The sequence below is a fragment of the Pseudomonas sp. S32 genome (assembly GCF_016648095.1).
In the GTDB taxonomy this organism is placed as follows: domain Bacteria; phylum Pseudomonadota; class Gammaproteobacteria; order Pseudomonadales; family Pseudomonadaceae; genus Aquipseudomonas; species Aquipseudomonas parafulva.
In genome coordinates, this window is sequence record NZ_JACVVF010000014.1 from 36,002 (window position 1) to 49,290 (window position 13,289).

At 63.5% G+C, this 13,289-nt stretch carries 16 protein-coding genes; 14 read left to right on the forward strand and 2 right to left on the reverse strand.

The window, feature by feature from the left end; translation table 11 throughout:
* Positions 1 to 114 precede the first annotated feature (114 nt).
* The 5 genes from IAE38_RS10170 (at position 115) to IAE38_RS10190 (ending at position 5,723) form a co-directional block, all read left to right on the forward strand.
* Positions 115 to 492 carry a gamma-butyrobetaine hydroxylase-like domain-containing protein gene (locus IAE38_RS10170; protein ID WP_201217440.1) on the forward strand — a complete coding sequence of 126 codons (378 nt, stop codon included), beginning with the start codon at positions 115 to 117 and terminating at the stop codon, positions 490 to 492.
* Positions 493 to 760: 268 nt separating this feature from the next.
* A complete protein-coding gene (phaC, locus tag IAE38_RS10175; protein ID WP_060480750.1) occupies positions 761 to 2,440 on the forward strand; it encodes a class II poly(R)-hydroxyalkanoic acid synthase in 1,680 nt (559 codons plus the stop codon).
* A 61-nt stretch (positions 2,441 to 2,501) separates the two neighbouring features.
* Positions 2,502 to 3,353 (forward strand): poly(3-hydroxyalkanoate) depolymerase, encoded by an 852-nt coding sequence (gene phaZ / locus IAE38_RS10180; RefSeq protein ID WP_201217442.1) that lies wholly within the window; start codon positions 2,502 to 2,504, stop codon positions 3,351 to 3,353.
* Positions 3,354 to 3,397: 44 nt separating this feature from the next.
* Positions 3,398 to 5,080, forward strand: coding sequence for a class II poly(R)-hydroxyalkanoic acid synthase (gene phaC, locus IAE38_RS10185; protein WP_201217444.1), 1,683 nt, complete (start codon positions 3,398 to 3,400; stop codon positions 5,078 to 5,080).
* A 13-nt stretch (positions 5,081 to 5,093) separates the two neighbouring features.
* Positions 5,094 to 5,723, forward strand: a complete 630-nt coding sequence (locus IAE38_RS10190; RefSeq protein WP_201217446.1) for a TetR/AcrR family transcriptional regulator — start codon at positions 5,094 to 5,096, stop codon at positions 5,721 to 5,723.
* A gap of 124 nt (positions 5,724 to 5,847) precedes the next feature.
* Here IAE38_RS10190 and IAE38_RS10195 read toward each other — a convergent pair whose 3' ends face one another.
* Both IAE38_RS10195 and IAE38_RS10200 read right to left on the reverse strand, forming a co-directional pair.
* The gene (locus tag IAE38_RS10195; RefSeq protein WP_028631939.1) at positions 5,848 to 6,510 is read right to left on the reverse strand and encodes a phasin family protein; all 663 of its coding nucleotides are present in this window, start codon (positions 6,508 to 6,510) and stop codon (positions 5,848 to 5,850) included.
* 168 nt (positions 6,511 to 6,678) lie between these two features.
* Positions 6,679 to 6,954 (reverse strand): polyhydroxyalkanoic acid system family protein, encoded by a 276-nt coding sequence (locus IAE38_RS10200; RefSeq protein WP_028631940.1) that lies wholly within the window; start codon positions 6,952 to 6,954, stop codon positions 6,679 to 6,681.
* Positions 6,955 to 7,078: 124 nt separating this feature from the next.
* Between IAE38_RS10200 and ubiE the strand changes: the two genes are divergently transcribed.
* The 9 genes from ubiE (at position 7,079) to IAE38_RS10245 (ending at position 13,090) form a co-directional block, all read left to right on the forward strand.
* The gene (ubiE, locus tag IAE38_RS10205; protein ID WP_028631941.1) at positions 7,079 to 7,849 is read left to right on the forward strand and encodes a bifunctional demethylmenaquinone methyltransferase/2-methoxy-6-polyprenyl-1,4-benzoquinol methylase UbiE; all 771 of its coding nucleotides are present in this window, start codon (positions 7,079 to 7,081) and stop codon (positions 7,847 to 7,849) included.
* Entirely contained in the window at positions 7,849 to 8,472 is a 624-nt protein-coding gene (locus IAE38_RS10210) for a ubiquinone biosynthesis accessory factor UbiJ (RefSeq protein ID WP_201217447.1), read from the forward strand. The genes ubiE and IAE38_RS10210 overlap by 1 nt, the downstream gene beginning before the upstream one ends.
* On the forward strand, positions 8,469 to 10,088 hold the full coding sequence (ubiB, locus tag IAE38_RS10215; RefSeq protein ID WP_201217449.1) for a ubiquinone biosynthesis regulatory protein kinase UbiB: 1,620 nt from the start codon (positions 8,469 to 8,471) through the stop codon (positions 10,086 to 10,088). Before IAE38_RS10210 ends, ubiB begins: the two co-directional genes overlap by 4 nt.
* A gap of 71 nt (positions 10,089 to 10,159) precedes the next feature.
* Positions 10,160 to 10,552, forward strand: a complete 393-nt coding sequence (hisI, locus tag IAE38_RS10220; protein WP_201164247.1) for a phosphoribosyl-AMP cyclohydrolase — start codon at positions 10,160 to 10,162, stop codon at positions 10,550 to 10,552.
* A 1-nt stretch (position 10,553) separates the two neighbouring features.
* On the forward strand, positions 10,554 to 10,889 hold the full coding sequence (locus IAE38_RS10225) for a phosphoribosyl-ATP diphosphatase (RefSeq protein WP_028631945.1): 336 nt from the start codon (positions 10,554 to 10,556) through the stop codon (positions 10,887 to 10,889).
* 49 nt (positions 10,890 to 10,938) lie between these two features.
* Positions 10,939 to 11,220, forward strand: coding sequence for a twin-arginine translocase TatA/TatE family subunit (locus IAE38_RS10230; protein ID WP_028631946.1), 282 nt, complete (start codon positions 10,939 to 10,941; stop codon positions 11,218 to 11,220).
* A 3-nt stretch (positions 11,221 to 11,223) separates the two neighbouring features.
* Positions 11,224 to 11,601: a Sec-independent protein translocase protein TatB gene (gene tatB / locus IAE38_RS10235; protein ID WP_028631947.1), complete on the forward strand. Its 378-nt coding sequence runs from the start codon at positions 11,224 to 11,226 to the stop codon at positions 11,599 to 11,601.
* Entirely contained in the window at positions 11,598 to 12,386 is a 789-nt protein-coding gene (gene tatC, locus IAE38_RS10240) for a twin-arginine translocase subunit TatC (protein ID WP_028631948.1), read from the forward strand. The genes tatB and tatC overlap by 4 nt, the downstream gene beginning before the upstream one ends.
* Positions 12,383 to 13,090 (forward strand): 16S rRNA (uracil(1498)-N(3))-methyltransferase, encoded by a 708-nt coding sequence (locus tag IAE38_RS10245; protein WP_201217451.1) that lies wholly within the window; start codon positions 12,383 to 12,385, stop codon positions 13,088 to 13,090. Before tatC ends, IAE38_RS10245 begins: the two co-directional genes overlap by 4 nt.
* Positions 13,091 to 13,289: the final 199 nt, after the last annotated feature.

Sequence of the window (13,289 nt, forward strand, 5' to 3'; positions counted from 1 at the left end):
GATGCGTCGCTTGCAGCGGCTGTTTTCTTCAGGTCGATAACGGATGGCTTGAATATCACCGCTCGAAGCTTGTAGCTTGAAGCTTGCCACTTGAAGCTCAAAAAGAGAGATGTTATGGCTCGCATGCCTACCGCCATCAACCTGCATAAAGCCTCGAAAACCCTCAGCCTTACCTACGGGCCTGACGAGGTTTATCACCTGCCTGCCGAATTTTTGCGCGTGCACTCGCCTTCGGCCGAGGTGCAGGGGCATGGCAACCCTATCCTGCAATTCGGCAAGATCAATGTCGGCCTCAGTGGCCTGGAGCCTGCCGGGCAGTATGCCCTGAAGCTCACGTTCGACGACGGCCACGACAGCGGCCTGTTCACCTGGGAATACCTGGAGCAACTGTGCCTGCGCCAGCAAACGCTGTGGGCCGAGTACCTCGACGAACTGCACAGGGCCGGCAAGTCCCGCGACCCCGCCGAGTCCGTCGTCAAGATCATGCTCTAGGCTGCACCTCCCAGCCTTTTCTGCGCACCCTCCCTACTCATCTGCTTGACTGTAATGCAGGCCGCCCGGTGCAGGGCTGTCTTGCGCATTACATAAAACTGGGGTAACCAATGTAGGTGGCCATTTACCTGCACACCCCCTGCCGGCAAGCAGAATGCTTGCAGCACCGCTGATCCTTATCACTGGTTACCCGAGCAGGCGTACCGGGCTTAGGGCTGTGCTTGCCCTACAGCAGCGGTACTCGTCTCAGGACAACGGAGCGTCGTAGATGAGTAGCAAGAACAATGATGATCTGCAGCGGCAGGCCTCGGAAAATACCCTTGGCCTGAACCCGGTGATCGGCATCCGGCGCAAAGACCTGCTGAGCTCGGCGCGCACTGTGCTGCGCCAGGCCATACGCCAACCGCTGCACAGTGCCAAGCACGTGGCCCACTTCGGCCTGGAACTGAAAAACGTACTGCTGGGCAAGTCGAGCCTGGCCCCGGAGCAGGACGACCGCCGCTTCAACGACCCGGCATGGAGCCAGAACCCGCTATACCGCCGCTACCTGCAAACCTACCTGGCCTGGCGCAGCGAGCTGCAAGACTGGATCGCCAGCAGCGACCTGTCGCCTCAAGACATCAGCCGAGGGCAGTTCGTCATCAACCTGATGACCGAAGCCATGGCCCCCACCAACACCCTGTCCAACCCGGCTGCGCTCAAGCGCTTCTTCGAAACCGGCGGCAAGAGCCTGCTCGATGGGCTGTCGAACCTTGCCCGCGACGTTGTGCATAACGGCGGCATGCCCAGCCAGGTGAACATGAAGGCCTTCGAGGTGGGCAAGAACCTGGGCACCAGCGAGGGCGCCGTGGTGTACCGCAACGATGTGCTCGAGCTGATCCAGTACAGCCCCATCACCGAACAGGTGCATGCGCGGCCCTTGCTGGTGGTGCCCCCGCAAATCAACAAGTTCTATGTGTTCGACCTGAGCCCGGAAAAGAGCCTGGCGCGGTTTTGCCTGCGCTCGCAACAGCAGACCTTCATCATCAGCTGGCGTAACCCGACCAAAGCCCAGCGCGAGTGGGGCTTGTCCACCTACATCGATGCGCTCAAGGAAGCCGTCGATGCAGTGCTGGCCATCACCGGCAGCAAAGACCTGAACATGCTCGGTGCCTGCTCCGGTGGCATTACCTGCACAGCCCTGCTGGGCCACTACGCCGCTCTGGGCGAGCACAAGGTCAACGCCCTGACGCTGCTGGTGAGCGTGCTCGACACCACCGTCGATACCCAGGTGGCGTTGTTCGTCGACGAGCAGACCCTGGAGGCCGCCAAGCGTCACTCCTACCAGGCCGGCGTGCTGGAAGGCAGCGACATGGCCAAGGTGTTCGCCTGGATGCGCCCCAACGACCTGATCTGGAATTACTGGGTCAACAACTACCTGCTGGGCAACGAGCCTCCGGTCTTCGACATCCTGTTCTGGAACAACGACACCACGCGCCTGCCGGCAGGCTTTCATGGTGACCTGATCGAGATGTTCAAGAACAACCCGCTGACCCGCCCCGGTGGCCTGGAAGTCTGTGGCACGGCCATCGACCTCAAGCAGGTGCAGTGCGACATCTTCAGCGTCGCTGGCACCGCCGACCACATCACCCCCTGGCAGTCGTGCTATCGCTCGGCGCACCTGTTCGGCGGCAAGGTAGCGTTCGTGCTGTCCAACAGCGGGCATATCCAGAGCATTCTCAACCCGCCGGGCAACCCCAAGGCGCGCTTCATGACCGGGGACGACCGCCCCGGCGACCCGGTGGCCTGGCAAGAGAACGCCATCAAGCATGCCGACTCCTGGTGGCTGTACTGGCAGGGCTGGCTGGCCGAACGGGCCGGCGAGCTGAAAAAGGCCCCCACCCGCCTGGGCAACCGCACCTACCCAGCCGGCGAGGCCGCACCCGGCACCTACGTTCACGAACGTTGAGCCATTGCCCGTGGCGCGCTGCATGGCGCCACGGTCTCTCCTTCACCCAAGAGCCACGCGCATGCCGCAACCCTATATTTTCAGAACGGTCGAGCTGGACAACCAGTCCATCCGTACCGCCGTTCGCCCGGGCAAACCCCACCTCACACCCCTGCTGATCTTCAACGGGATTGGCACCAACCTGGAACTGGTCTTCCCGTTCATCGAAGCGCTGGACCCGGACCTGGAAGTGATCGCCTTCGACGTTCCCGGTGTCGGCGGCTCATCGACACCGCGCCATCCCTACCGCTTCCCGGGGTTGGCCAAGCTTACCGCGCGCATGCTCGACTACCTCGATTACGGCCAGGTCAACGTCATCGGCGTGTCCTGGGGCGGCGCGCTGGCCCAGCAGTTCGCCCACGACTACCCCGAGCGCTGCAAGAAGCTGGTGCTTGCCGCCACCGCAGCCGGCGCGTTCATGGTGCCAGGCAAGCCCAAGGTGCTGTGGATGATGGCCAGCCCCCGCCGCTACATCCAGCCGTCTCACGTGCTGCGCATCGCCCCGCTGATCTACGGCGGCGGGTTCCGCCGTGACCCGGACCTGGCCCTGCATCACGCCGCCAAGGTGCGTTCCGGCGGCAAGACCGGCTATTACTGGCAGCTGTTCGCCGGGCTTGGCTGGACCAGCATCCACTGGCTGCACAAGATCCGCCAGCCCACCCTGGTGCTGGCCGGCGACGACGACCCGCTGATCCCCCTGATCAATATGCGCCTGCTGGCCTGGCGTATTCCCAATGCCCAGCTACACATTATCGACGACGGCCACCTGTTCCTGATTACCCGGGCCGAGGCAGTGGCCCCGCTCATCATGAAGTTCCTGGAGCAGGAGCGTCAGCGCGCCGTGATGCACCCGCGCCCCGCCTCGGGCGGTTGATCGCCACACGCTAGCCGCAAATGGACTGCACAAGGAGTGTTGCCATGACAGACAAACCGGCCGCAGGCACCCGGGCGCCACACACCGTCGAACTGCAGATGGAAAATGCCATGGTCGGCCTGCGCGGCCGGGACCTGGTATCGACCCTGCGCAGCGTTGGCCGCCATGGGCTGCGCCACCCATTGCACACCGCCGGCCACCTGCTGGCGCTGGGTGGCCAGTTGGGCCGGGTGCTGCTGGGGGACACACCCCACCAGCCCAACCCGCGCGATGGCCGTTTCAGCGACCCCACCTGGCGCGAAAACCCGCTTTACCGCCGCGGCCTGCAAGCGTGGCTGGCGTGGCAGGGGCAAACCCGGGCGTGGATCGACGAAAGCCACCTGGACGAGGACGACCGGGCCCGGGTGCACTTTCTGTTCAACCTGCTTAACGACGCCCTGGCACCGAGCAATTCGCTGCTCAACCCCCAGGCCGTGAAAACCCTGTTCGATACCGGCGGCCAGAGCCTGGTGCGTGGCGCCGCTCAACTGCTCGAGGACCTGCGCCACAATGGCGGGCTGCCGCGCCAGGTGGACGAGCGCGCCTTCGAAGTGGGCGGCAACCTGGCGACCACCCCTGGCAGCGTGGTGTTTCGCAACGACGTGCTGGAGCTGATCCAGTACCGGCCCATGGGCGAAAAGCAGCACGCGCGCCCGCTGCTGGTGGTGCCGCCCCAGATCAACAAGTACTACATCTTCGACCTCAGCCCGGCCAACAGCTTCGTCCAGTACATGCTCAAACACGGTTTGCAGGTGTACATGGTCAGTTGGCGCAACCCCGACGCCCGTCACCGCGAATGGGGGCTGTCCAGTTACGTGGCGGCGCTTGAAGCAGCGCTCAACGCCTGCCGCAGCATCAGTGGCAGCCGTGACCCCAACCTGGTTGGCGCCTGTGCAGGCGGCCTGACCATGGCCGCGCTTCAGGGCCACCTGCAAGCCAGGCAACAATTGCGCCGGGTGCGCAGTGCCACCTACCTGGTCAGCCTGCTGGACAGCGCGTTCGACAGCCCCGCCAGCCTGTTCGCCGACGAGCAGACCATCGAGGCTGCCAAACGCCGCTCCTACCAGCGAGGGGTGCTCGACGGTGCTGAAGTCGCGAGGATATTCGCCTGGATGCGGCCCAACGACCTGATCTGGAACTACTGGGTCAACAACTACCTGCTGGGCAAGACGCCCCCGGCCTTCGACATCCTCTACTGGAACGCCGACAACACCCGCCTGCCGGCCGCGCTGCATGGCGACCTGCTGGACTTCTTCAAGCTGAACCCGCTGACCCGGCCCGGGGGGCTTGAGGTGTGTGGTTCGTCCATCGACCTGCAACAGATCAACATCGACAGTTTCACAGTGGCCGGCAGCAACGATCACATCACCCCGTGGGACGCGGTGTATCGCTCGGCAACCCTGCTGGGCGGCAAGCGCCGCTTCATACTCGCCAACAGTGGGCATATCCAGAGCATCATCAACCCCCCAGGCAACCCCAAGGCGTATTACCTGGACAACCCGCAGCTGCCGGGCGACCCACGTGCCTGGTTCCATGATGCCCAGCGCAGCGAGGGCAGCTGGTGGCCGCTATGGATGACGTGGATGAAGGCGCGCTCAGGCCCGCTCAGGCCGCCCAAAGGCCTACCGGGCAACGCCACCTACCCGACGCTGGGCCCTGCACCCGGTACTTACGTGTTGACCCGATGAGCGTACCGACCGCATGAAAACCCGCGACCGTATCCTTGCCTGCGCCCTGGCGCTGTTCAACGGCAAAGGCGAGCCTAACGTTTCCACGCTGGAAATCGCCAACGAGCTGGGTATCAGCCCGGGTAACCTCTATTACCACTTTCACGGCAAGGAGCCTTTGGTACTGGGGCTGTTCGAACACTTCGAGGAAGCGTTGATGCCCTTGCTGGACCCGCCTGTGAACCTGCGCCTGGAGGCCGAGGACTACTGGTTGTTCCTGCACCTGATCGTGGAGCGCATGGCCGAGTACCGCTTCCTGTTCCAGGACATGTCCAACCTGGTGGGGCGCCTGCCCAGGCTGGCCCGTGGCATGCGCCGCCTGATCCACGCGCTGAAGCATACATTGGCGGCGCTGCTGGCGAGCCTCAAGGACCAGGGGCTGGTAGAGAGCGATACCCAGGCGTTGGGGCAGTTGGTGGAACAGATCAGCCTGGCCCTGTTGTTCTCGCTGGATTACCAGCGGGTGCTGGGCCGCGAGGGGGATGTGGGGGTTGTGGTGTATCAGGTGATGCTGCTGGTGGCCCCGCACCTGCAGCCTGCTGCCCGTGCTGCGGCTGAACAACTGGCGCAGGGTTATCTCAGGGGTTACAGGTGCCCGCCTTGAGGATGGTTCGCCTGTGAGACAGAGCGCCGCCAGCGCGGCGCTCGATCTACGCCCCCACACAACCCAAGGCATACGCCTGGTGACCATCACGCGGCCCCGGTCACTCCATACAAACTGACTTGCGTCAGGCCTGTGGGCCATCGCCAGCGGCAGCGGACGCCGTGGTGGTAGATGCCGCCGGGGCAGCCGCTGGCTTGGCCGGGGCTTTTCGGGTTGCAGGCTTTTTCGCAGCGGTGGTTTTTGCAGCAGCCGGCTTGGCGGCTGCAGGTTTGGCCGCCGCCGTCCTGGTCGCAGGCTTGGCCGCTGTGGCCTTGGCCAGTGGCTTGGCGGCAGTGCCGGAAGCCGGTTTGGCGGCAGCGGCACGGGTAGAAGCTGGCTTGGCCGAAGCGCCGGTGAGCTTCTCGATCTGCTTGGTAAGGGCCTCTACCTGGCCTTGGAGGGCCTTGATCTCATTGCGGCTTGGCACACCCAGGCGCGAGATTGCACTGTTCAGGCGCTTGTCGAAGGCCTCTTCCAGTTCGCTCCATTTGCCCAGGGCCCGGTCCTTCACCCCTGCCACACGCGAAGAAGCAGACGACTTGGCGGAGTCGGCCACGTCATCGGCAGCTTTCTTGGCCTTCTTTTCGGCCTTCTCACCATCCTTGACCAGCGAGTCGAACAGCTTGGGGCCGTCCTGATCGATTTTGGAATAGATGCCCAGCCCCGCCAGCCAGATCTTGCGGGAGTACTTCTCAACCCCCCCGACCCAGGAGCTACCGTCTTTTTCAGCGTTCTTCTTGCCAGCCATCCTGCTCTCCTTGTGGTTTACGCGCGCCTCAACGGAAGGTGTAGACGCAATACCCAGGCGCTTCAAGGCGCCACGTACCCGTGCGTCGTAACCGTGGGCCAAACCATCAAGGTAGGAGGTGAATTTAGAAACGTCACCCTAAGGTGAACGGCACATGCGCACGCTGACTCACACCAGTGCCTTGTCCAGGGCGCGTTCGATCTCGCCCTTGATGGTGCCGCTCATCATCGACAGCATCATGCCCAGCTTCAGGTCGACACGAATGCTGTCTTCACCAATGTGCACACTACCGTTGGCGCCACTGCGGGCCACATCGACCCGGTCGCCGTTCCAGGTGGCCTTCAAGTCGTACTCGCGGCTGAGCTTGTCGACCAGCGCCTGCGCCTTGGCACGGGCGGCCTCACGGCCGAGGGTGTGTTTGCGTTCGACGCTGATCTGGGTCATGCAGGTGTTCCTGGAGATGTAGACATAATTGGCATTATGCCCGCCCCTGCCCAACGGCACACCCCGCCAAGACAAATCCGCGCGTTCGCCCTAGAATGGCGGTAATTTTTTTCGGTGAAGCGATATGAACGACCAGCGCAAAGGCGACCACGCCGAACCCACCACCCATTTTGGCTATCAGGACGTGCCTGAAAGCCAGAAGGCGAAAAAAGTCGCCGAAGTGTTCCATTCGGTAGCCGCCAAGTACGACCTGATGAACGACGTGCTGTCCGGCGGCATGCACCGCCTCTGGAAGCGCTTCACCATCGAACTGTCGGGCGTACGCACCGGCAACCGCGTGCTGGACATCGCCGGCGGCACGGGGGACCTGGCGGCCAAGTTCTCGCGCCTGGTCGGCCCGACTGGCCAGGTTGTATTGGCTGACATCAACGAATCGATGCTCAAGGTGGGTCGCGACCGCCTGCTCGACCGTGGCGTGGCAGGCAACATCGAGTTCGTCCAGGCAGATGCCGAAAAGCTGCCCTTCCCCGACAACCACTTCGACTGCGTGACCATCGCCTTCGGCCTGCGCAACGTCACCCACAAGGAAGACGCCATCCGCTCGATGCTGCGGGTGCTCAAGCCTGGCGGGCGGCTGCTGGTGCTGGAATTCTCCAAACCGACCAACAAATTCATGTCCAAGGCCTACGACGCCTACTCGTTCGCCTTCATGCCGCTGGCCGGCAAGCTGATCACCAACGATTCGGAAAGCTACCGCTACCTGGCCGAGTCCATCCGCATGCACCCGGACCAGGAAACCCTCAAGGCAATGATGGTTGCAGCCGGCTTTGACCGCGTTACCTACCACAACATGACCAGCGGTATCGTTGCCGTGCACCGGGGGATCAAACCCTGATGCTGCTGGCCGGGCTGCTCGCCAGCGTGGAGCACGGGCTCAACCGCATCCTGCGCATGGACAGCACGGCCATGCCGCGTCTGGCTGCACTGGAGGGCAAGGTCATCGAGATCGACTGCCGCCAACCGGCCTTGCAGGTGTTCATCCTGCCGGACGAGCAGGGGCTGATGCTCGCCAGCAGTTGGGAAGGCAGTGTTGACTGCACCCTGCGCGCCCCCGCCGCCAGCCTAGCCCAACTGGCCCTGGCCCGGGACAAAACCGCCGTGCTGCATAGCCCTCAGGTGGAGCTGCACGGTGATACCGCTGCACTGCTCGACCTGTTCGGCATCCTCCAGGATCTGGAACTGGACTGGGAACACGAGCTGCAGAACTGGCTGGGCCCCGTGCCCACCGCGCTGCTTGCAGGCCATGTTCGCCTGCGTGCTCGCTGGACACGCCAGAGCCTGGCCCGCTTGAGCCAGAGCCTGTCCGAATACCTGGCAGAAGAGTCACGTACACTGGTGGGCAAGCGCGAGGCCGAAGCGGCCTTCAGCGAAATAGACACCCTGAAGCTCGACACCGAACGCCTCGAGGCGCGCCTCAAACGCCTCTCCCGATCCCTTGATACCAGCGATAACGCATGAAGTTGCTCGCCGTCCGCCGTCTTTTCCGTATTCAGCGTGTCGTCATCCGGTACCGGCTGGACGACCTGCTGTTCGACTACCCGCTGCCTTGGTGGCTGATGAGCCTGCGCCTGCTGATGCCCTGGCGCTGGCTGCCCCGCCGCGCCAGCGAGCTCAGCCGCGGCGCACGCCTGCGCCTGGCATTGCAGGACCTGGGGCCTATTTTCATCAAGTTCGGCCAGCTGCTATCTACCCGCCGCGACCTGCTGCCCACCGACATCGCCGACGAGCTGATGCTGTTGCAGGACCGGGTACCGCCCTTCGACCCGCAGAAGGCCGTGGCACTGATCGAGGCACAACTGGGCGCCACGGTTGCCGAGGTGTTCAGCCGTTTCGACGTGGAGCCCCTGGCGTCTGCTTCGGTGGCCCAGGTGCATGCCGCACGCCTGAAAAGCGGTGAAGAAGTGGTCGTAAAGGTGGTGCGCCCCGGCCTTAAACCGATAATCGCCGCCGATATCGCCTGGCTGTTCCTGATCGCCAAGGGCGCCGAGCGCATCTCTGCCGATGCCCGCCGCCTGCACCCGGTGGACGTGGTGTGCGACTACGAAAAAACCATCTACGACGAGCTCGACCTGCTGCGTGAGGCGGCCAACTCCAGCCAGCTGCGGCGCAACTTCGAAGGCTCCGACCTGATGTACGTGCCCCAGGTGTACTGGGACTGGTGCCGCCCCAAGGTGCTGGTGATGGAGCGCATCTACGGCGTGCCGGTCACCGACATGGCCACCCTGGCCGACCAGGGCACCGACATGAAGATGCTGGCCGAACGGGGTGTGGAGGTGTTCTTCACCCAGGTGTTCCGGGACAGTTTCTTCCACGCCGACATGCACCCGGGCAACATCTTCGTCAGCACCGTCAAGCCGTGGAGCCCGAAGTACATCGCCATCGACTGCGGCATCGTCGGCAGCCTGACCGACGAGGACCAGGACTACCTGGCGCGTAACCTGATCGCCTTCTTCAAGCGCGACTACCGCCGTGTCGCCCAGTTGCACATCGACTCCGGCTGGGTGCCTGCCAACACCAAGGTCAACGAATTCGAAGCAGCAATCCGTACGGTGTGCGAGCCCATCTTCGAAAAGCCGTTGAAGGACATTTCGTTCGGCCAGGTATTGATGCGCCTGTTCCAGACCGCGCGCCGCTTCAACATGGAAGTGCAGCCGCAACTGGTGCTGCTGCAAAAGACCTTGCTCAACATCGAGGGCCTGGGTCGCCAGCTTTACCCCGAGCTGGACCTGTGGAGCACTGCCAAGCCCTACCTGGAACGCTGGATGCGCGACCGCATGAGCCCCAAGGCCGTGCTCGGCAACCTGCATAGCCAGGTCGAACAGCTGCCGCACCTGGCCAACATGACCCGCGACCTGCTGGAACGGCTCTCGCAACCGCACCTGCACGACCCACAATTGCCTGAGCGGCGCCGCCAGGGTGACCACTGGGCGCTGCGGCTGTTGGGTGCTGGCCTGTTGGGCGGCGGGGCGGTGCTGGCTGCCACTGCGGCCCAGGCCGGCAGCCTGGCGGCCCCTGCGGCGTGGCCGGCCTGGCTGATGCTGGCCGCAGGCCTTTACCTGGTCGTGCGCCAATAGCCAGCCGCGCCTGCGGCTGGCACACTAGCGCAAGGGCCCGGGACAGAAACGGGCCGGCTTTGGAGTCAACGATGAAAGACTGGCTGGACGAGATCAAGTGGAACAGCGATGGCCTGGTACCGGCCATCGCCCAGGACCACAAGACCGGACGCGTACTGATGATGGCCTGGATGAACCGCGAAGCGCTGGCCCTGACGGCCGCCGAGGAACGGGCTATCTACTGGTCGCGTTCGCGTGGCAAGCTGTGGCGCAAGGGTGAGGCGTCCGGCCACGTGCAGAAGCTGCATGAAATGCGCCTGGACTGCGATGCCGACGTGATCATCCTGATGGTCGAGCAACTGGGCCATATTGCCTGCCATACCGGTCGCGAGAGCTGCTTCTACCGCGTGTATGAAGGCGGCCAGTGGAAAACCGTCGACCCGGTCCTGAAAGACCCCGATGCCATCTACAGCGCAGGACACTGACATGAGCGACACCCTCAACCGCCTGGCCGAAGTGCTGGAAGAACGCAAGCAAGCGGCTCCAGACAGCTCCTACGTGGCCAGCCTGTACCACAAGGGTTTGAACAAGATCCTTGAAAAGCTCGGTGAAGAGTCGGTGGAAACCATCATCGCCGCCAAGGACGCCGCCATCAGCAAAGACTGCAGCGATGTCATCTACGAAACAGCCGACCTGTGGTTTCACAGCCTGGTGATGCTCAGTGCCCTGGGCCAGCACCCCCAGGCTGTGCTGGATGAACTGGAGCGGCGCTTCGGCTTGTCCGGGCACGACGAGAAGGCCGCGCGCCAGCCGTCTGCCTGACGGAAACACGGCCCGTACAGGGCCAATACACATTGTTCAGGAGTACGAAATGGGTATCTTTGACTGGAAACACTGGATCGTCCTGCTGGTCGTCGTGGTGCTGGTCTTCGGCACCAAGAAGCTGAAGAACTTCGGCAGCGACCTGGGCGAGTCGATCAAGGGCTTCCGCAAGGCCATGAGCGAAGAAGAGAACAAGCCGGCCGAGCCTACGCCACCGCCAGCCCAGCCTGTTCCCCCGGTGCAGCCGGTGCAGAACACCGCCCAGGCCAACCAGGGCCATACCATCGATGGTCAGGCACAGCCGGTCCACGAGCCGCAGCGGAAAGACTGACCTATGTTCGGCATCAGTTTCAGCGAGCTGCTGCTCGTCGGCCTGGTCGCGCTGCTGGTGCTCGGCCCCGAGCGCCTGCCCGGGGCGGCGCGCACGGCCGGCCTGTGGATAGGCCGCCTAAAGCGCAGTTTCAACAGCATCAAGATGGAAGTTGAGCGCGAAATCGGCGCCGACGATATCCGTCGCCAGCTGCATAACGAGCACATTCTGCAGATGGAAGAGGAAGCCAAGCGCATCCTCAACCCGAACGCGACACCCACGCAGCCCACGGTCACCACCGCCACGGTGCAGCCACCTGCGGGCCTGGAACCCAAGCCCAGCGAGCCGCCGGCCGCCCCGGCCACACCCTCCGAACCGCCACAACCGCCGCGAGTACCATGAGCGAGAACCCGGAACACGATCAGCCCATGCCGCTGGTTTCGCACCTTACCGAACTGCGCACCCGCTTGCTGCGTTGCGTGGCGGTCATTTTCCTGATTTTTGCCGGGTTGTTCTCCTTCGCCCAGCAGATCTACACCCTGGTGTCGGCGCCGCTGCGTGACCACTTACCGGCCAACGCCACGATGATCGCCACCGACGTGGCTTCGCCGTTCCTCACCCCGTTCAAGCTGACCATGATCGTGTCGCTGTTCCTGGCGATCCCGTTCATCCTGCAGCAGATCTGGGGCTTTATCGCGCCGGGCCTGTACCGTCACGAAAAGCGCATCGCCATCCCGCTGCTGATTTCCAGCATCCTGCTGTTCTATGCCGGCATGGCCTTTGCGTATTTTCTGGTGTTTCCGCTGATATTCGGCTTCTTCGCCAGTGCGACCCCAGAAGGCGTGTCGATGATGACCGACATCGCCAGCTACCTGGACTTCGTGATGACGCTGTTCTTCGCCTTCGGCGTGGCCTTCGAAATCCCCGTGGCCGTGGTGCTGCTGGTGTGGATCGGCGTCGTGGATGTGAAGTACCTGAAAAAGATCCGCCCCTACGTGATCATCGGCTGCTTCGTGGTGGGCATGGTGCTGACACCGCCCGACATCTTCTCCCAAACGCTGCTGGCAGTGCCCATGTGGCTGTTGTTCGAAATCGGCGTGCTGTGCGGCAGCCTGATTCGCAAGCGAAGCGCAGGTGAGCCAGACGCAGGCGACCACCAAGACCAGCCGCCTGCGACCCAACCGTGAACCTGTTGCTGCTTGAGGAGGCCGGCTTCGTGTCGGCCGACCGTGTGGTACTCGCCGACCGGCGCTTTACCCACATGCAGCACATCCACCGCGTGGTGGAGGGTGATTCGCTGCGCGTGGGCCGCATCAACGGCATGATGGGCAAGGCCACGGTGGTGCGGCTGGCGCCGCACGAGGCTGAGCTTGAGGTCAGCTTCGACCAGCCGCCGCCGGCCAAACTGCCGCTGACCCTGGTGCTGGCCGTGCCGCGCCCGAAAATGCTGCGCAGGCTGTTCCAGACAGTTGCCACCCTGGGCGTGCCCAGGCTCATTCTGGTGAACAGCTACAAGGTCGAGAAGAGCTTCTGGCAAACGCCGTTCCTGCACCCTGACGCCATTCGCGAGAACCTGATACTGGGGCTGGAACAGGCACGTGACACCGTTCTGCCTGAGGTCATCATCGAAAAGCGCTTCAAGCCGTTCGTGGAAGATCGCCTGCCCGCCATCGCAGCCGGCACCCTCGGGCTGGTCGGCCACCCCGGCCCCTACCCCGCCTGCCCACGGGCAGTGGAACAAGCAGTGACCCTGGCCATCGGCCCGGAGGGCGGCTGGATACCCTACGAGGTCGACCTGCTTGCCAACGCCGGCCTGGCGCCGGTGCAACTGGGGGATCGCATACTGCGGGTGGAAACGGCGGTCACCGCGCTCTTGTCGCGAATTTTCTGACAAGTTAGTCAGCATTTTCCACCATCAAGTTTCCCTCTCCCGGGCCGATGGCCTTGGCAACAACAATGAATCGTGCTGCCAAGCCGCCAGGGAGTTACCTATGAATCGATGGTTAACCCAGCTACTGGGAAACGTGAGCGTCATCCGCAAACTGGGGCTAGGTTTCGGCCTGGTCCTGCTGTTGACGCTGAGCACTACC

Coding starts and splice junctions, on each gene's coding strand:
- IAE38_RS10170 (WP_201217440.1), top strand. CDS start 115: ATGGCTCGCATGCCTACCGCCATCAACCTGCATAAAGCCTCGAAAACC.
- phaC (WP_060480750.1), top strand. CDS start 761: ATGAGTAGCAAGAACAATGATGATCTGCAGCGGCAGGCCTCGGAAAAT.
- phaZ (WP_201217442.1), top strand. CDS start 2,502: ATGCCGCAACCCTATATTTTCAGAACGGTCGAGCTGGACAACCAGTCC.
- phaC (WP_201217444.1), top strand. CDS start 3,398: ATGACAGACAAACCGGCCGCAGGCACCCGGGCGCCACACACCGTCGAA.
- IAE38_RS10190 (WP_201217446.1), top strand. CDS start 5,094: ATGAAAACCCGCGACCGTATCCTTGCCTGCGCCCTGGCGCTGTTCAAC.
- IAE38_RS10195 (WP_028631939.1), bottom strand. CDS start 6,510: ATGGCTGGCAAGAAGAACGCTGAAAAAGACGGTAGCTCCTGGGTCGGG.
- IAE38_RS10200 (WP_028631940.1), bottom strand. CDS start 6,954: ATGACCCAGATCAGCGTCGAACGCAAACACACCCTCGGCCGTGAGGCC.
- ubiE (WP_028631941.1), top strand. CDS start 7,079: ATGAACGACCAGCGCAAAGGCGACCACGCCGAACCCACCACCCATTTT.
- IAE38_RS10210 (WP_201217447.1), top strand. CDS start 7,849: ATGCTGCTGGCCGGGCTGCTCGCCAGCGTGGAGCACGGGCTCAACCGC.
- ubiB (WP_201217449.1), top strand. CDS start 8,469: ATGAAGTTGCTCGCCGTCCGCCGTCTTTTCCGTATTCAGCGTGTCGTC.
- hisI (WP_201164247.1), top strand. CDS start 10,160: ATGAAAGACTGGCTGGACGAGATCAAGTGGAACAGCGATGGCCTGGTA.
- IAE38_RS10225 (WP_028631945.1), top strand. CDS start 10,554: ATGAGCGACACCCTCAACCGCCTGGCCGAAGTGCTGGAAGAACGCAAG.
- IAE38_RS10230 (WP_028631946.1), top strand. CDS start 10,939: ATGGGTATCTTTGACTGGAAACACTGGATCGTCCTGCTGGTCGTCGTG.
- tatB (WP_028631947.1), top strand. CDS start 11,224: ATGTTCGGCATCAGTTTCAGCGAGCTGCTGCTCGTCGGCCTGGTCGCG.
- tatC (WP_028631948.1), top strand. CDS start 11,598: ATGAGCGAGAACCCGGAACACGATCAGCCCATGCCGCTGGTTTCGCAC.